Source organism: Leptothrix sp. (in: b-proteobacteria), assembly GCF_965250675.1.
Classification (GTDB): domain Bacteria; phylum Pseudomonadota; class Gammaproteobacteria; order Burkholderiales; family Burkholderiaceae_C; genus Sphaerotilus.
This window is the reverse complement of record NZ_CBDFPH010000001.1, coordinates 842,801-858,685: the sequence shown is the minus strand read 5'-3', so window position 1 is coordinate 858,685 and position 15,885 is coordinate 842,801. Positions and strand designations below refer to the sequence as shown.

General features: G+C 70.8%; 16 protein-coding genes. 12 read left to right on the top strand and 4 right to left on the bottom strand.

Annotation, left to right across the window (positions count from 1 at the left end; genetic code table 11):
- Positions 1 to 4: 4 nt before the first annotated feature.
- The 10 genes from AC5IG3_RS03865 to gspF all read left to right on the top strand — a co-directional run bounded on the left by AC5IG3_RS03865 (position 5) and on the right by gspF (position 10,403).
- Positions 5 to 508, top strand: coding sequence for a pilus assembly FimT family protein (locus AC5IG3_RS03865; protein WP_491904958.1), 504 nt, complete (start codon positions 5 to 7; stop codon positions 506 to 508).
- Entirely contained in the window at positions 492 to 878 is a 387-nt protein-coding gene (gene gspI / locus AC5IG3_RS03860) for a type II secretion system minor pseudopilin GspI (protein ID WP_491904957.1), read from the top strand. The genes AC5IG3_RS03865 and gspI overlap by 17 nt, the downstream gene beginning before the upstream one ends.
- Positions 875 to 1,558 carry a PulJ/GspJ family protein gene (locus tag AC5IG3_RS03855; protein ID WP_491904956.1) on the top strand — a complete coding sequence of 228 codons (684 nt, stop codon included), beginning with the start codon at positions 875 to 877 and terminating at the stop codon, positions 1,556 to 1,558. Before gspI ends, AC5IG3_RS03855 begins: the two co-directional genes overlap by 4 nt.
- Positions 1,555 to 2,568, top strand: coding sequence for a type II secretion system minor pseudopilin GspK (gene gspK / locus AC5IG3_RS03850; RefSeq protein WP_491904955.1), 1,014 nt, complete (start codon positions 1,555 to 1,557; stop codon positions 2,566 to 2,568). The genes AC5IG3_RS03855 and gspK overlap by 4 nt, the downstream gene beginning before the upstream one ends.
- A 51-nt stretch (positions 2,569 to 2,619) precedes the next feature.
- Positions 2,620 to 3,987: a type II secretion system protein GspL gene (gene gspL, locus AC5IG3_RS03845; protein ID WP_491904954.1), complete on the top strand. Its 1,368-nt coding sequence runs from the start codon at positions 2,620 to 2,622 to the stop codon at positions 3,985 to 3,987.
- Complete coding sequence (locus AC5IG3_RS03840; RefSeq protein ID WP_491904953.1) at positions 3,984 to 4,550, top strand: type II secretion system protein M; 567 nt, start codon at positions 3,984 to 3,986, stop codon at positions 4,548 to 4,550. The genes gspL and AC5IG3_RS03840 overlap by 4 nt, the downstream gene beginning before the upstream one ends.
- A gap of 11 nt (positions 4,551 to 4,561) precedes the next feature.
- Entirely contained in the window at positions 4,562 to 5,494 is a 933-nt protein-coding gene (gene gspN, locus AC5IG3_RS03835; RefSeq protein ID WP_491904952.1) for a type II secretion system protein N, read from the top strand.
- 80 nt (positions 5,495 to 5,574) lie between these two features.
- Positions 5,575 to 7,650 (top strand): type II secretion system secretin GspD, encoded by a 2,076-nt coding sequence (gene gspD, locus AC5IG3_RS03830; RefSeq protein WP_491904951.1) that lies wholly within the window; start codon positions 5,575 to 5,577, stop codon positions 7,648 to 7,650.
- A 13-nt stretch (positions 7,651 to 7,663) separates the two neighbouring features.
- Complete coding sequence (gspE, locus tag AC5IG3_RS03825; RefSeq protein WP_491904950.1) at positions 7,664 to 9,079, top strand: type II secretion system ATPase GspE; 1,416 nt, start codon at positions 7,664 to 7,666, stop codon at positions 9,077 to 9,079.
- Between the two features lie 103 nt (positions 9,080 to 9,182).
- Positions 9,183 to 10,403 (top strand): type II secretion system inner membrane protein GspF, encoded by a 1,221-nt coding sequence (gene gspF / locus AC5IG3_RS03820; RefSeq protein ID WP_491904949.1) that lies wholly within the window; start codon positions 9,183 to 9,185, stop codon positions 10,401 to 10,403.
- Between the two features lie 18 nt (positions 10,404 to 10,421).
- Here the strand turns inward: gspF and AC5IG3_RS03815 are convergent, their stop codons facing one another.
- Both AC5IG3_RS03815 and AC5IG3_RS03810 read right to left on the bottom strand, forming a co-directional pair.
- Positions 10,422 to 10,679: a MoaD/ThiS family protein gene (locus AC5IG3_RS03815; RefSeq protein WP_491904948.1), complete on the bottom strand. Its 258-nt coding sequence runs from the start codon at positions 10,677 to 10,679 to the stop codon at positions 10,422 to 10,424.
- Positions 10,680 to 10,693: 14 nt separating this feature from the next.
- Positions 10,694 to 11,878 (bottom strand): WD40/YVTN/BNR-like repeat-containing protein, encoded by a 1,185-nt coding sequence (locus tag AC5IG3_RS03810; RefSeq protein ID WP_491904947.1) that lies wholly within the window; start codon positions 11,876 to 11,878, stop codon positions 10,694 to 10,696.
- A 211-nt stretch (positions 11,879 to 12,089) separates the two neighbouring features.
- On the opposite strand from AC5IG3_RS03810, the gene AC5IG3_RS03805 reads away from it, so the two are divergent.
- Positions 12,090 to 13,118 (top strand): AAA family ATPase, encoded by a 1,029-nt coding sequence (locus AC5IG3_RS03805; protein WP_491904946.1) that lies wholly within the window; start codon positions 12,090 to 12,092, stop codon positions 13,116 to 13,118.
- Positions 13,119 to 13,162: 44 nt separating this feature from the next.
- On the opposite strand, the gene AC5IG3_RS03800 is transcribed toward AC5IG3_RS03805, so the two are convergent.
- Positions 13,163 to 13,468 carry a nucleotidyltransferase family protein gene (locus tag AC5IG3_RS03800; protein WP_491904945.1) on the bottom strand — a complete coding sequence of 102 codons (306 nt, stop codon included), beginning with the start codon at positions 13,466 to 13,468 and terminating at the stop codon, positions 13,163 to 13,165.
- The gene (locus tag AC5IG3_RS03795) at positions 13,458 to 13,883 is read right to left on the bottom strand and encodes an HI0074 family nucleotidyltransferase substrate-binding subunit (RefSeq protein ID WP_491904944.1); all 426 of its coding nucleotides are present in this window, start codon (positions 13,881 to 13,883) and stop codon (positions 13,458 to 13,460) included. Before AC5IG3_RS03795 ends, AC5IG3_RS03800 begins: the two co-directional genes overlap by 11 nt.
- A 71-nt stretch (positions 13,884 to 13,954) precedes the next feature.
- Here AC5IG3_RS03795 and AC5IG3_RS03790 point away from each other — a divergent pair, with 71 nt between their 5' ends.
- Complete coding sequence (locus AC5IG3_RS03790) at positions 13,955 to 15,877, top strand: PHA/PHB synthase family protein (protein ID WP_491904943.1); 1,923 nt, start codon at positions 13,955 to 13,957, stop codon at positions 15,875 to 15,877.
- Positions 15,878 to 15,885 lie beyond the last annotated feature (8 nt).

The following is a 15,885-nucleotide window of genomic DNA, read 5'->3' as shown; positions in this document are numbered from 1 at the left end:
GCCGGTGCGCCGCCGCGCCGGCTTCACGCTGATCGAGTTGCTGCTGGTGGTGGCCATCATCGCGATGGCCAGCGCCGTGGTCAGCCTGTCGCTGCCCGACCCGTCCAACACACGCCTGGAGCGCGAGGCCAGCCGCCTGGCCACCCTGCTCGAAGCCGGCCGCACGCAAGCGCGCGTGCTGGGGGTGCCGGTCGTCTGGGTACCGGGGCCGGACCCCGCCGTGGCGCTGGCGGTCATGACGCCCGAGAACACCACGCCCGATGACTTCCACTTCGAAGGCATTCCCGCCAGCACCAAGCTGCCCGGCCGCTGGCTGGACGGTGGCACCGATGCGCCGGTGGTCGAGTTGCCCCCGCGCCAGCGCGGCCTGCTGCTCGGGCCCGAGCCGGTGATCGGCGCGCAGCGGCTGGTGCTGCGCCTGGGCGAGCGCCGTATCACGCTCGCCACCGATGGCTGGGCGCCGTTCGCCGTGCTGGATGAAGGGAGCGGCAATGCGCGCCCGCAATAAGTCCTCTGCCGCTTTTGCACGCCACGGCCTGACGCTGATCGAGGTACTGGTGGCGCTGGCCATCGTCGCCGTCACGCTGGCCGCGGGCGCCAAGGCCGCCGGCGCGCTCACCGGCAACACCCAGCGCCTGGCCGACGTACTGGCCGCGCAGTGGTGCGCCGACAACCAGCTGACCGAGTTGCGCCTGCAGCGCCAGTTTCCGCCGGTGGGCGACAACGACTTCACATGCGAGCAGGCCGGCCAGACCTACCGCGGCCAGCTGGTGGTGCGGCCCACGCCCAACCCGAACTTCCGCCGCGTCGACGCCCGCGTGGCCAACGACGCCAACGTGCCGCTGGTGCAGATCTCCACCGTGCTGGGGCGCAATTGAAACTGCCATCGATCACGCACCGGCGTCGCGCCGCGCGCGGCTTCACCCTCATCGAGGTGCTGATCGCGCTCTTCATCCTGGCGCTGATGGCCGGCATGGCCTGGCAGGGCGTCGACATGGTGATGCGCAGCCGCACGGTCGCGCAGGGCAAGCTCGACGGCCTGCTGCGGCTGCAGTCGGCGCTGACGCAGTGGGAGATCGACCTGCGCGAGAGCTTCGACACCCAGATCGTGCCCGGCCTGGCCTTCGATGGCGCCACGCTGCGCATGACGCGGCGCCAGCCCGAAGGCGTGCAGGTGGTGGCCTGGACGCTGCGTGGGCGCAAGCTCGAACGCTGGGCCGCCGCACCCGTGCGCGACATCGCCGCACTCCAGGACACCTGGCTGCGCAGCTTCCAGCTGCTCGGCAATGAGGCCGAAAGCCTGCAGCTGTTCGACCACGTGCTCGGCTGGCAGGTGTTTTTCTTCTACGCCAGCAGCAACGCCTGGAGCAACGCGCAGTCCAGCGCCGACCAGCAGATGCAGGCGCCCGAACTGACCGCCAGCGGCGTGCCCGCGCCGGTCACGGCCGCCATCAACCGCGACGTGCTGCCCGACGGCGTGCGCATGTTGATCAACTTCGAGCCCGGCGGCGCCGCCAACGGCACCGTCACGCGCGAAATGCAGCTGGTGCACCCATGACGCCACGCCCGACGCCATCACGCCCACGCCAGCCCCGGCGCGGCGCCGCGCTGCTCACGGCCATGATCATCGTCACGGTGATCGCCACGCTGTCGGCCGGCATGGTCTGGCAGCAGTGGCAGGCCGTGCAGGTGGAATCCGCCGAGCGGGCGCAGACCCAGTCGCAGTGGATCCTGAACGGCGCGCTCGACTGGGCGCGGCTGATCCTGCGCGAGGACGCGCGCAGCAGCGGCGTCGACCACCTGGGCGAGCCGTGGGCCGTACCGCTGGCCGAATCGCGCCTGTCGACCTTTCTGGCCGCCGAGCGCGATCGCACCGATGACGCGCCCGACGCCTTCTTCTCCGGCGTCATCCGCGACGCCCAGGCCCGCTACAACCTGCGCAACCTGGTGCAGGACGGCAAGCTGCAGCCCGCCGAGCTCAAGACGCTGACGCAGCTGTGCCTGAGCATCGGCCTGGGCGAGAGCCTGGCGCAGCAGTTGGGCAACGCCTTCAAGCAGGCCACGCCGGGCACGTCGATCGACGTGGGCGGCACAGCCACCGCAGACACGTCATCGGCCATGCCCATCCTGCCGCCCAGCGTCGATGAGCTCGGCTGGCTCGGGCTGGACGCCGCCACCGTCGCCCGGCTGCGCCCCTACGTCACGCTGCTGCCGGTGGTCACGGCGGTCAACCTCAACACCGCGCCCAAGGAAGTGATCGCCGCCGTGCTGCCGGGCGTCGACCTCTCCAGCGCCGAGCGCCTGGTGCAGGCCCGCCTGCGTAACCCGCTGCGCACGCTGGAAGAGGCGCGGTCGCTGCTCGGGCCGGCGGTGGAGCTGGATGCGCGCCGGGTCAGCATCAACACGCGCTACTTCGAGGTCGACGGCGCGCTGCGGCTGGAGCAGACCGTGGTGGCACAGCGTTCGCTGCTGGAGCGCCAGGCCCAGACGCGCGACGTGCGGGTGTTGCGCCGCACCCGTCTGCGGGCCGACGCCATGACCGGCCCGGGCGGGGGCAACCCGCCCTGATCTGCCGGTAGGCCCACCCTACAATCTTTCGAACGCCTGCCACCTGTGCCCATGAGCTTTCTGATCGTTCAACTGCCGACTCGAAGACGCCTGGGCTCAGGCAACCCGACTGCGGCTGCGGGTAGCTCCACCGAACTCGCCTACGTGCTGAGCCAGGACGGCCGGCACGCCAGCACCCAGGGCCACTGCGCGCCCAGCCTGCTGCCCAAGGCGACCAGCGTGGTCGCGGTGGTGGCGGACACCGACATCGCCTACCACCGCATCACCTGCCCCAAGGCACCCGCCGCCCGGCTGCGGGCTGCGCTGGGTGGCGTGCTGGAAGACACGCTGCTCGATGAGCCTGAGACCCTGCACCTGGCGCTGGAGCCCGGCGCCCAGGCCGGCAACGCCTGCTGGGTCGCCGCCATCGACCGCGCCTGGCTGACCGCCCAGATCGAGGCGCTGGAAGCCCACGGCCTGCAGGTCGACCGCATCGCGCCGCAACTCAGCCCGCTGGCGGCCAGCGGCGCGCCTTCGGCCTCCGCCGAAACAGCCCGCGAAGGGCGTGCCTCCACATTCCAGCCCAGCAAGCTGGCGCTCGCCGCCGCCTCGGCCACCGTCCACATTCATGCGGCTGCCGGCCTGCCGGCCGACCACGGCGCAGACGACATCGCGCTAGTCAGCTGGGCCGATGCGGCTGGCGCGGCGTGCTGGCCGATGCAGGGCACGCTCGCCCGCGCGCTGCTGCCCGAGCCGCTGCCCGCCGATCTGCACTGCAGCGCCAGCCCGGCGCTGGTGCAGGCCGCCGAGGCCTGGCTGGGCCAGCCGGTGCACGTCGTGACCGCCACCGAGCGCCTGTTGCAGGCCGCGCAAGGCGGCTGGAACCTGCGCCAGTTCGAGCTGGCGCCGCACCACCGTGGCGCCGCCTGGCTGCGCGATGGCCTGCGCCAGCTGCGCACCCCCGCCTGGGCGCCGGTGCGCTGGGGCCTGGCCGGCCTGCTGGCGGTGCAGGTGGTCGGGCTCAACGCCTGGGCCTGGCAGCAGCGCACCGAGTTGCAGACCCGCCGCGACAGCATCCTGGCCGTGATGCGCAGCACCCACCCGCAGGTGCGCGCCATCCTGGACGCCCCGCTGCAGATGCGGCGCGAAAACGAAACCCTGCGCGCCGCCGCCGGCCGCGCTGGTGACACCGACCTGGAACCCATGCTGCAAGCCGCTGCCAGCGCCTGGCCCGAAGCCCTGCCGGTACAGACCGTGCGCTTCGAGAACCAGCAGCTCAGCCTGGGCGCGCCCGGCCTGGGCGAAGCGCAGATCCAGCGCCTGCGCGACAGCCTGGGCAGCAGCGGCTGGCAGGTCGAGAGTGGCGCCGGTCTCGTCACCCTGCGCCGTGCGCGAGTGGCCAACACCACAGCGGCCACCCCGACCGGAGCGCCGCGATGAAACTTTCGATGACCCTGCCCCCGGCGCTGCAAACCGCCCGCGACCAGCTCACCTTGCGCTGGCTGGCGCTGGCGCCGCGCGAACGGCTGGCGCTCGGCCTCGCCCTGGCCGCCGTGGGCCTGCTGCTGGTGTGGAACATCGCCATCCAACCCGCCTGGCGCACGCTGCAGACCGCGCCGGCCCAACGCGCGGCACTGGATGCGCAAGTGGCTGAGATGCAGGCCCTGGCCGCCGAGGCGCGTGAGTTGCGCGCCCTGCCGCCGGTGGCGCCCGAGCAGGCCGAAGCCGCGCTGCGCTCATCCACCCAGCGGCTCGGCGCCGGGGCGCGGCTCAACCTGGCGGGAGGCCGCGCCACGGTCACGCTCAGCAACGTCGATCCTGCCGCGCTGACCGCCTGGCTGGCCGAGATCCGCAGCGGCGCGCGCGCCCGGGTGATCGAACTGCAGGTCAGCCGCAGCGGTTCGCCCGTCACCGCGCCGGCCACCACACCCGCAGCCAATGCGGCCACCGCCGGCAAGGGCTACAGCGGCACCGTGGTCGTGCAACTGGGCAACGGCCCCTGAAGCCGCACGACATGGCCCGCCCCTCCGCGTTCAAGAACCGCCTCAAGGCCGCCCGGCCCGAGCTTGGCTGGCTCAAGCCGGCGCGGCAGGCTGCCGTGCTGGCGGTGGGCTGGGCGGCGGACGCCGCCCGGTCACGGCGCTGGGCGCGCTTCGGCGCGGTGCTCGGCGCCCTGGTGGCGCTGGTGATCTTTGCACCGGCCAGCTGGCTGGCATCCGCCGTGGCTGCGGCCACGCACGACCGCGTGCTGCTGGCCGACGCGCAAGGCAGCATCTGGAACGGCAACGCCGTGCTGGTGCTGGCCGCCGGCGAAGGCAGCCGCGACGCGCTCGCGCTGCCCGGCCGCATGGGCTGGACGCTGCGCCCCAGCGCCAGCCCGCCCGGCCTGCGCCTGACGCTGAACCAGGACTGCTGCCTGCCCGCCGGTCTGGCGCTGCAGCTGCAACCCGGCTGGGGCCGCTTCCGGGCGACGCTGGCGCAGAACAACGCACAGAGCAGCAGCGCCACAACGGTTGACAACGCCATCGCCCAGTGGCCGGCCGCCTGGCTGGTCGGGCTGGGCACGCCGTGGAACACGCTGCAGCCGGGCGGCGCGCTGCGCCTGAGCACACGCGACCTGGCGCTCGACTGGGTGCAGGGCCGCTTCGTGCTCAGCGGCAGCGCCGAGCTGGAGCTGCGCGACTTCTCCTCCCGCCTGAGCACGCTGCCGCGCCTGGGCAGCTACCGGCTGCAGATCAGCACGGACGCCGCCTCCGGCACGCCGCAGGTCAGGCTCGACACCCTCGACGGCGCCTTGCGCCTGCAGGGCGAAGGCAGCTGGAGCGCCAGCGGCCTGCGCCTGCGCGGCGAAGCCAGCGCCGCGCCTGACGATCAGGCCGCGCTCGACAACCTGCTCAACATCATCGGACGGCGCGACGGCGCGCGGTCCGTACTCTCGATCGGATGACCATGACGCTGCGCCCTTCCCCCCTAGCGCGCCATCGCCCGTTGCGGCTCACCGCAGCGGTCCTGAGTGCCGCGCTGCTGATGTCCAGCCTGCCCGTCTGGGCGCAAAAGCAGGACAGCACAGCAGCCGCGCGCGGCAAGGCACGCGAGAGCAACGTCACGCTCAACTTCGTCAACGCCGAGATCGAAGCCGTCTCGCGCGCCATGGCGGCCATCGTCAACCGGCAGATCCTGGTCGACCCGCGCGTCAAGGGCACCATGACGCTCTACAGCGAGCAGCCGCTGACCCAGCGCGAGGCCTTCCTCAACTACCTGGCCACGCTGCGCGGGCTGGGCTTTGCGGTGGTCGACGTGGCCGGGCTGCTCAAGGTCGTGCCCGAGGCCGAGGCCAAGCTGCAGAGCGGCAGCGTCTCGGTCGGCTCGGTCGTGCGCAAGGGCGACCAGATCATCACGCAGGTGTTCAAGGTCCAGCACGAGAACGTCAACAACCTGGTGGCGGTGCTGCGCCCGCTGATCACGCCCAACAACACCATCAACGCCAACCCGGGCAACAACAGCCTGGTCATCACCGACTACGCCGACAACCTGCAGCGGCTGGCGAAGATCATTGCCGCGCTCGATGTGCCGGCGGCCACCGACGTGGAAATCGTGCCGCTGCAGCACGCCGTGGCCGGCGACATGGCGCAGATGGTGCAGCGCTTTGCCGACGCCAGCGGCACCGCGCCGGGCGTGGCGGGCGCGGGCGGCGCAGTGTCGGTGGTGGCGGACTCGCGCACCAACTCGCTGCTGGTCCGCGCACCCAACGCCGCGCGGCTGGCCGCCGTGCGCGGGGTGATCGCCAAGCTCGACCGCCCCAACCCAAGCGGCGGGCCGGCCGGCAACATCTACGTGGTCTACCTGAAGAACGCCGACGCCAGCAAGCTCGCCCAGGTGCTGCGCGCGGCCTACGGCGCCAGCGCAGGCACTTCCGGCCAGAGCAGCGGCACGGGCGCCTCGCCGCTGGCCGCCACCACGCCCGCGCTGGGCGGCACGGCCAACGCCACCGCCTCCGTGCAGTCGACCACGCCCGTGGCAGCGTCGGCCAATCCATCCACCGGCGGCTTCATCCAGGCGGATGCGGCCACCAACTCGCTCATCATCAGCGCGCCGGAGCCGGTCTACCGCCAGCTGCGCGGCGTGATCGACCAGCTGGACGCACGCCGCGCGCAGGTCTACGTCGAGTCGATGATCGTCAAGATGGACGCGCAGCAGGCGGCCGAATTCGGCTTCCAGTGGCAGACACTGCTGGGCCGCGACGGCAACAAATACGGCCTGGCGGTGGGCACCAACTATAGCAACGGCACGGCCGGCGCGGGCAACAACATCATCAACCTGGCGGTCAACGGCGCCACCGGCACGGCCATTCCCGGCGCCGGCCTGAACCTGGGGCTGATCAAGGCCATCAACGGCGTCTACACGCTGGGCGCGCTGGCGCGCTTCCTGGAATCGAACACCGGCGCCAACATCCTCTCGACGCCCAATCTGGTGGCGCTCGACAACGAGGAAGCCAAGATCGTCATCGGCCAGAACGTGCCCTTCATCACCGGCACCTATGCCAACAGCGGCAGCACCGGCAGCACGGTCAACCCGTTCCAGACGGTGGAGCGCAAGGACGTCGGCCTGACCTTGCGCGTCAAGCCGCAGATCGGCGAAGGCGGCACGGTGCGCATGGTGATCTACCAGGAAAACTCCAGCGTGGTCGCCACCAGCACCTCGTCGACCGCCGGCCCGACCACCGACAAGAGCTCGATCGAGACCACCGTGGTGGTCGACGATGGCCAGATCATGGTGCTGGGCGGCCTGCTGAAAGACGACTACGCCAGCGGCGAAGACCGCGTGCCCGGCCTGGCCAGCATTCCGCTGTTCGGCAACCTGTTCCGCGCCGAGAACCGCACGCGCAAGAAGAGCAACCTGCTGGTCTTCCTGCGCCCGGTGGTGATGCGCAGCCAGCAGGATGCCGACGCGCTCACGCTCGACCGCTACGAGGCCATCCGCGCCCAGCAGACCGGCGGCCAGCCGCGTGCCTCCAGCGTGCTGGGCATCAATGAATCGGCGGTGCTGCCCGAGATCAAGCGCCCGGCCGATGCGGCGGGCACGGCGCCCACCGCCAAGCCCTGAGGCGCCCCCCGCCATGCGCTATCCCCTGCCCTACGCCTGGGCCAAGGCCCAGCAACTGCTGCTGGAGGACGACGGCGAGCGCCTCGTGCTCTGGGCCGAACGCAGCGCCTCGCTCAGCGCGCTGGCTGAAGTGCAGCGGCTCTACACGCTCGATGCGCTGGAGCGCGACGGTGCCGAATCCCTCGCCAAGCGCATCGCCGTAGCCTATGCCGGCGGCGAATCCAGCGCGGCGGCGGTGGTCGGCGAGGTCGAGTCCGCCGTGGATCTTTCCCGCATGATGCAGGACCTGCCGGCGGTCGAAGACCTGCTCGAAGCCAGCAACGACGCGCCCATCATCCGCATGCTCAACGCGCTGCTGACCCAGGCGGCCAAGGACGGCGCGAGCGACATCCACATCGAACCGTACGAGCGTTCCAGCGCGGTGCGCTTCCGTGTCGACGGCACGCTCAGAGAGGTGGTGCAGCCCAACAAGGCGCTGCACGCCGCGCTGATCAGCCGGCTCAAGATCATGGCCGAGCTCGACATTGCCGAGAAGCGCCTGCCGCAGGACGGCCGCATCTCGCTGCGCATCGGCGGCAAGGCGATCGACGTGCGCGTCTCCACGCTGCCCGGCGTGCACGGCGAGCGCGCCGTGCTGCGCCTGCTCGACAAGGGCGAGGCCAAGTTCAGCCTGGCCAACCTCGGCATGGAAGGCGACACGCTGGCGCGCTTCTCGGACCTGCTGACGCAGCCGCACGGCATCGTGCTGGTCACCGGCCCCACGGGCTCGGGCAAGACCACCACGCTCTACGCCGGCCTGGCGCAGGTCGACACCAGCACCACCAACGTGCTGACGGTGGAAGACCCGGTCGAGTACGAGCTGCCCAGCATCGGCCAGACCCAGGTCAACGCCAAGATCGACCTGACGTTTGCCAAGGCGCTGCGCGCCATCCTGCGCCAGGACCCGGACGTGATCATGATCGGCGAGATCCGCGACCACGAAACCGCACAGATCGCCGTGCAGGCCTCACTCACCGGCCACCTGGTGCTGGCCACGCTGCACACCAACGACGCGCCGAGCGCCGTCACCCGCCTGACCGACATGGGCATCGAGCCCTTCCTGCTCAGCTCCAGCCTGATCGGCGTGCTGGCGCAGCGGCTGGTGCGCAAGCTCTGCAATGACTGCAAGCGGCCGGGCGACAACGGACGCTGGCATGCGGTGGGCTGCGACGCCTGCGGCCACACCGGCTACCGCGGCCGCACCGGCATCTATGAACTGATGGTCGCCGACGACAAGGTGCGCGCGCTGGTGCACAACCGCGCCGCCGAGTCGCAGCTCTTCGCCGCCGCCGAGCAAGGCGGCATGAAGACCATGCGCGAAGACGGCGCAAGGCTGGTGGCGCAGGGCATCACCTCGCCGGAAGAGTTGTTGCGCGTCACGCGCGAATGATGGTGCCCCCAGGCTTGTGTCTCCGACCCTTCGCCACCCCCCACGGGGGCTCAGCCCGCCTTGGGGCGGCCCGGCGGCGGGCTGCCCGCGCTGATTGACATCCATGCCCGCCTACAAGTTCGAAGCCCTCACCGCCGACGGCAAGACCCAGACCGGTCTGATCGAGGCCGACAACGCCCGCGCCGTGCGCGCCCAGTTGCGCGCCCGCGCGCTGGTGCCGCTCGATGTCAACCTGCTGGCCAACGCCGCCGACACCGCCCTCGCCAGCCCGATGGCGCTGCGCCGGCGCGTGTTCACCGCCACCACGCTGTCGATCTGGACGCGCCAACTCGCAGGTCTGGTCGCCGCCGGCCTGCCGCTGGAGCGGGCGCTCACCGCGCTGGCCGATGAGGCCGAAGAGCCGCGCCAGCGCGAAATGCTCGCCCACCTGCGCGCCGAGGTGAACGCCGGCTCGCCGTTTGCCCGCGCGCTGGCCGGTGCGCCGCGCGAGTTCGACGAGGTCTACCGCGCTGTGGTCGGCGCCGGTGAGCAGAGCGGCCAGCTCGGCCGCGTGCTGGAAAAGCTCGCCGATGACCTCGAAGAGCGTCAGGCGCTGCAGGCCAAGCTGATCGGTGCGGCGCTCTACCCGGCCATCGTCTCGCTGGTGGCAGTGGTCATCGTGGTGTTCCTGGTCACCTACGTGGTGCCTCAGGTGGCGCAGGTGTTCGTCGGCGGCAAGCGCGCGCTGCCCTTCCTGACCAGCGCGATGCTCGCCATCAGCGGCTTTCTGCGCCAGTGGGGCTGGCTGATGTTGATCGCCGTCGGCGCGGCCGCGGGCCTCTACACCGTGGCCCGCCGCAACCCGGCCACGCGCGAGCGGCTCGACGCCTCCTTCCTCAACCTGCCGCTGGTCGGCAAGCTGGCGCGCGGCTACAACGCGGCGCGCTTTGCCGGCACGCTGGCGATGCTGGCCGGCTCGGGCGTGCCGATCCTGAAGGCGCTGCAGGCGGCGGCCGAAACGCTCTCCAACACCGCCATGCGCGCCGATGCGCTCGATGCGCTGGCGCAGGTGCGCGAAGGCGCGCCGCTGGCCTCGGCCCTGGCGGCCAAGAAGCGCTTCCCCGGCCTGCTGGCCATGTTCGCCCGCCTGGGCGAGCAGACCGGCGAGCTGCCGACCATGCTGCAGCGCGCGGCCACCCAGCTCGGCGCCGAGGTGCAGCGCCGCGCCATGCAGATGGCCACCATCCTGGAGCCGCTGTTGATCGTGGTGATGGGCTTCGCGGTGATGCTGATCGTGCTGGCGGTGCTGCTGCCGATCATTCAGCTCAATACGTGGGTGAAATAGCCGGCTGCCGCTGGCGTCTCAACCACCACTGAGTGCCTGCACGATGTGCACGGCATCGACACCCGCCAGCGGCCGGGCCAGATCGTGCACCGCATGGCCGTCGATGAACACGCGCATCTGCGAGCGCAGCCGGTCCTGCTCGTCGACCATGCGGAAGCGGAATCCCGGGTACTGCCGCTCCAGATCGAGCAGCAGCTCGGCCAGCGTGGCGCCCTCGGCCATGACCCAGGTCTGGCCGGTGTAGGAGCGCAGCGAACTGGGGATCAGCACCTTCATCACTTGCGCCTTTTTCAGGCCGGCACGGCCAATGCGGCCACCTCGACCGCGTAGATTTCCGGCAGATGGCGGGCAATGCAGCGCCAGCGCTCGCCCTCGTTGGCGCTAACCCACAGCTCGCCGCTGCTGGTGCCCAGGTAGAGACCGACCTTGGTGCAGGCGTCCAGGGCAAAAGCCTGGCGCTTGACGGTCCACCAGGCCTGCTCAGTTGGCAGGCCGTTGTCCTGGCGCTGCCAGGTCTTGCCGGCGTCGCGGGTGACGTACGCCGCCGGCCGGCCCTGCGGGCTGGTGCGCGGCCAGACGCTGGTGCCGTCCATCGGAAAGACCCAGGCCGTGTCGGCGTCGCGCGGGTGCACGACCAGCGGAAAGCCGATGTCGCCCACCGCCTTGGGCATCTTGCGGCCGATGCGCTTCCAGGTGTCGGGCGTGCGGCGCGAATCGCGATCAATCCGATAAATGCCGCAGTGGTTCTGCTGGTAGAGCCGGTCGGGGTGGCTGGGGCAGAGTGCGATGCGGTGCGGGTCGTGGAAGGTCGGCTCGTCCCCGCTGAAGCCTTCGACCACCTCCAGTCCGTCGATCAGCGTCTGCCAGGTCGCACCGCCATCGGTCGACTCGTGCACACCGCCGCCCGACATGCCGAAATACAGGTGTGCCGCATCGCGCGGGTCGATCAGGATGGAGTGCAGCTTGGGGCCATCGGGCGTGCCATCCTGCACCGTGCCCATCCACGGACGCATCTGCAGGTTGTCGTTGACACCAGGCAGGCCGGTCCAGGTGACGCCGCCGTCCTCGCTGCGGAACAGGCCTTGCGGCGAGGTGCCGGCATACCAGGTGTCGCGCTCGCTGGCATGGCCGGGCGTGAGCCAGAAGGTGTGGTCGACGCTGCGGCCCTTCTCGCCTTCAGGGGCTTTGGTGAAGGCGGGCGGGCGCTCGGCTTCCTTCCAGGTGTGGCCGAGGTCGGTGGAGCGGAAGATCGTCGGCCCCAGATGGCCGGTCTTGGCGGCAGCCAGCAGGGTGCGGCCATCGCGCGGGTCGAGCATCAGGTGGTTGACGATGTGGCCGTGGAAGTGCGGCCCGTCCAGCCGCCAGGTCTTGCGCCGGGTGTCACCGTGCAGCAGCCAGGCGCCCTTGCGGGTGGCGATCAACACGACGGTGGCCGTCGGGGCGGGCTTGCGGGCGGGGCGGGGGGTTCGGGCCATCACAACTCCTGGCATCTGATCGAACAAGGCGCCTGGCAGCGGAGGCAGCGGCGCACGGGCCGTCAGTGTGACGCGCGCCCTGGGCGGCGTCCAGTCGGTTCAGACCCGCAGGTTTGACCCGCAAACCGGGGCTTACTCCGGCGCTTGGCACTGCTCATGCATGGGTTCAATAGAGCCACTGAATTGACTTGATCCGTGACTGGAGGTCCGCATGAACCGCAGCCTGTTGTCCACCGACCTGGTGCCCTTCCAACCTGTCGCGCCTGCTGGCGCCGGGGCGTCGATCCCGATTGCGCACATGCGCTCGGTCTACCGGCTGGGAGATATCGAGCAGCGGCTGTACAAGCTGCCGGCCAAGGAGCATGAAAACCTGCGCGCCACCTACGAGCGCATGCTGGAGAAAGGCCCGGAGCGCTTCCAGGTCAAGCCCTCGGGGCTGCCGGTGATGGACCACCTCTACGAGAGCCTGCCCAACTTCCACCCGGTGCTCGATGACGTCAAGCGCCAGCTCGCCCTGTGCGAGGACAGCCACGACGCGCTGGAGATCACGCCCATGCTGCTGCTGGGCCCGCCCGGCGTCGGCAAGACCCACTTTGCGCGCGAGATGGCGCAGTTGCTGGGCACCGGCATGGGGTTTGTGTCCATGAGTTCGCTGACCGCCGGCTGGGTGCTGAGCGGCGCGTCTAGCCAGTGGAAAGGCGCGCGGCCGGGCAAGGTGTTCGAGACCCTGGTCGACGGCCAGTACGCCAACCCGGTGATGGTGATCGACGAGATCGACAAGGCCAGCGGCGAGCACGCCTACGACCCGCTCGGCTCGCTCTACAGCCTGCTGGAGCACGACACCGCGCACAGCTTCACCGACGAGTTCGCCGAGGTGCCGATCGACGCCAGCCAGGTCATCTGGGTCGCCACCGCCAACGACGGCCGGGCCATCCCCGAGCCCATCCTCAATCGCATGAACGTCTACGAAGTGCAGATGCCCGACCGCGCCGCCGCCCGCTGCATCGCCCGGCGGCTCTACCAGGGCCTGCGCGGCAGCCACGACTGGGGCCACCGCTTCGAGCCCGAGCCGGGCGACGACATGCTCGACGCCATGACCGAACTCGCCCCGCGCGAAATGCGCCGCGCCTGGATGACGGCCTTCGGCAACGCCAAGCTCGCCCATCGCGGGTGCGTCACGCCCGCCGACCTGCCCGACGCTGGTGCAGGCAAGCGCGCGCCGATCGGGTTTGTGCACTGAGGGTGCGTTGAGGGGCTGCGGCCCCGCCTGCCACCCAGGATCGGTCAACCCGGCAGCGCGATGCGCTCTGCCATCACGCGCGCCGCGAAGCCGGCGTCCAGCCCTTCGGCCTCGACCACGTCGACCCGAAACGGCAGGTCGCTGGCCTCAAAGCCGTCGCGCAAGGCAGCACGCTGCGCCCAGCTCAGGTAGGCGGGCCGGGTGATCAGCAAGTCAAGATCCGAGAACGGCCGGGCGCGGTGAGTGGCACGCGAGCCGAAGACCCAGACCTCGGCACCGTTCAGCACCTGATCGACGATCCATCGCACCCGCTGCGCCTGCGCAGGCGTGAGCATGAGGTCAGCGCTCACCACTGGCCTCCATGGCAGCCAGCAAGGCCGCGGCGTCCAGCGCAAAACGGGCTGCGGCTTCGGCCACCGCCTGCGCCTTGACCTCGTTGTAGGCATGGCGGGTCGCGTTGCGCATCTCGCGCCATTCGCGCCAGCGCGCCGGGTCGCCCAGCAGCCCGGCATCGGCCGCCTTGCGCAGCAAATCCTGGAAAGACAGGTCGACGACCAGATCGGCAGCCTCGGCGCGCTCGATCAGGACACGGCGCAGCAGCCGCAGCGACAACTCGTAGCTGAACTCGAACGATTGCAGCACCGCCAAGCGCAGGTGGGGTTTCAACGCCGTGCCTTCGGGCTGCTGCTGCCAGAACTGCAAGGCCTCATCGAGCATGGCCAGCGCTCGGCGCAAGGCGGTGAAATCGATGCCGGGTTTGTCCATGCCGGGGATTGTCCGTGCAGCTTGCGCCTTGCGTCAAAGTCCGCGTCACGCAGCCGTGCTATCAATCGGGGATGAAGAAATCCGCCACGCCCACGCCGCAGATCACCCCTCAAATCACGCCGCAGACGGCGCCCCTGCAGGTACCCCACCCGCACGGCCCCCATCTGCACGAGCGCAGTCAGGCGCATCCGCAGATTGAGGCGCCTTTGCATGACAGCACCTCCACGCGCCGGGCCCAGGCCCGCGCGCTGGATCGCAGCGCGCATGCGGCGGCGGGTCGGCTGACGGGCGGCTTGTCGCCGATCTCGCTGGCGCTGTCGTGGGCCGACTGGGCCATGCACATGGCCGCCGCGCCGGGCACCAGCGCCCGGTTGGCGGTGGACGCTCAGGCGGGCGCGTGGCGGGCGCTGTTTCCATCACATGAGCCAGACGCTGACACGGCATCCGCAAACTCAACCGCAGCCGCCAGCGCGCTGCCGCCGCGCGCCACCGCAGCCGACCCACGCTTTCGGGCTGACGTCTGGGCGCACTGGCCGTTTTCGGCCGCCGCGCGGCTGCAGCACGAGGCCGAGGCCTGGTGGGACGACGCGCTGTCGGTGCGTGGCATGGACCGCTACCGGCGCGAGCGCGCGCACTTCTTCGCCCGCCAGGGGCTCGACCTGCTTTCGCCCAGCAACTGGCCGTGGTCCAACCCCGAGGTCTGGCAGGCTACGCTGCAGCAGCGGGGCGCCAACCTGCTGCAGGGCACCCGGCACGCGCTGGACGACTGGCGCCGCGAGCACGGCCTGGCGCCGCTGAGCGAGGCCACGCAGCACTTCCGCCCCGGCGTGGAGGTGGCGTGCACGCCCGGCAAGGTGGTGTGGCGCAACCACCTGATCGAGCTGATCCAGTACCAGCCGACCACGCCGCAGGTGCAGGCCGAGCCGATCTTCATCGTGCCGAGCTGGATCATGAAGTACTACATCCTCGACCTCTCGCCCGAGAACTCGATGGTGCGCTGGCTGGTGTCGCAGGGGCACACGGTCTTCATCCTGTCATGGCGCAATCCGGACGAGAGCGACGCCATGCTCGATCTGGACGACTACCTGAAGCTGGGCGTGTTCGACGCACTGGCCGCCATCAGCCGCCTCACCGGCGGCGTGCCGGTGCACGCGACCGGCTACTGCCTGGGCGGCACGCTGCTGGCGATTGCCACCGCGGCCCTGGCGCGCATAGCCCGCACGGCGGACCGCAACGTGCTGCCGCCGCTGGCGAGCGTGTCGCTGCTGGCGGCCGAGACCGACTTCAGCGAGCCGGGCGAGCTGGGCCTGCTGATCGACGCCGCGCAGGTCGAACTGCTGGAGGACATGATGGCCGAGCGCGGCTTCCTGACCGGCCAGCAGATGGCCGGCTCGTTCCAGTTCCTGCACTCGCGCGAGTTGCTCTGGTCGATCCGCATGCGCGAGTACTTCCTGGGCGAGCGCGCCGCGCCCAACGACCTGATGGCCTGGAACGCCGACGTCACGCGCATGCCCGCCACCATGCACAGCGAATACCTGCGCAAGCTCTACCTGCACAACCAGCTGGCCGAGGGCCGCTTCGAGGTCGAGGACCGGCCCGTCTCGCTGGGCGACGTGCGGCTGCCGATGTTCGCGGTCGGCACGCTCAAGGACCACGTCTCGCCGTGGCCGTCGGTCTACAAGCTGCACCGGCTGACCGAGACCGAGCTCACCTTCGTGCTGACCAGCGGCGGCCACAACGCCGGCATCGTCTCGGAACCCGGCCACGCCCACCGCCACTTCCAGATGCACACCACGGGGGCGGAAGACCCCTGGTGCCCGCCGGAACACTGGCTGGAATGCGCCGACCGCTTTGAGGGCTCATGGTGGCTGGCCTGGCACGAGTGGCTGATCGCACATGGCAGCGGCCAGACCGTGCCGGCGCGCCAGATTGCAGCGGCCAATGCGCTCGACGACGCGCCCGGCCATTACGTGCACGTGCGCTATCCGGACTGATCAGCGCC

Bases quoted from the DNA above. Each gene is read 5' to 3' on its own strand.
- gspI (WP_491904957.1), top strand. From the start codon at position 492: ATGCGCGCCCGCAATAAGTCCTCTGCCGCTTTTGCACGCCACGGCCTG.
- gspK (WP_491904955.1), top strand. From the start codon at position 1,555: ATGACGCCACGCCCGACGCCATCACGCCCACGCCAGCCCCGGCGCGGC.
- gspL (WP_491904954.1), top strand. From the start codon at position 2,620: ATGAGCTTTCTGATCGTTCAACTGCCGACTCGAAGACGCCTGGGCTCA.
- AC5IG3_RS03840 (WP_491904953.1), top strand. From the start codon at position 3,984: ATGAAACTTTCGATGACCCTGCCCCCGGCGCTGCAAACCGCCCGCGAC.
- gspN (WP_491904952.1), top strand. From the start codon at position 4,562: ATGGCCCGCCCCTCCGCGTTCAAGAACCGCCTCAAGGCCGCCCGGCCC.
- gspD (WP_491904951.1), top strand. From the start codon at position 5,575: ATGTCCAGCCTGCCCGTCTGGGCGCAAAAGCAGGACAGCACAGCAGCC.
- gspE (WP_491904950.1), top strand. From the start codon at position 7,664: ATGCGCTATCCCCTGCCCTACGCCTGGGCCAAGGCCCAGCAACTGCTG.
- gspF (WP_491904949.1), top strand. From the start codon at position 9,183: ATGCCCGCCTACAAGTTCGAAGCCCTCACCGCCGACGGCAAGACCCAG.
- AC5IG3_RS03815 (WP_491904948.1), bottom strand. From the start codon at position 10,679: ATGAAGGTGCTGATCCCCAGTTCGCTGCGCTCCTACACCGGCCAGACC.
- AC5IG3_RS03810 (WP_491904947.1), bottom strand. From the start codon at position 11,878: ATGGCCCGAACCCCCCGCCCCGCCCGCAAGCCCGCCCCGACGGCCACC.
- AC5IG3_RS03805 (WP_491904946.1), top strand. From the start codon at position 12,090: ATGAACCGCAGCCTGTTGTCCACCGACCTGGTGCCCTTCCAACCTGTC.
- AC5IG3_RS03795 (WP_491904944.1), bottom strand. From the start codon at position 13,883: ATGGACAAACCCGGCATCGATTTCACCGCCTTGCGCCGAGCGCTGGCC.
- AC5IG3_RS03790 (WP_491904943.1), top strand. From the start codon at position 13,955: ATGAAGAAATCCGCCACGCCCACGCCGCAGATCACCCCTCAAATCACG.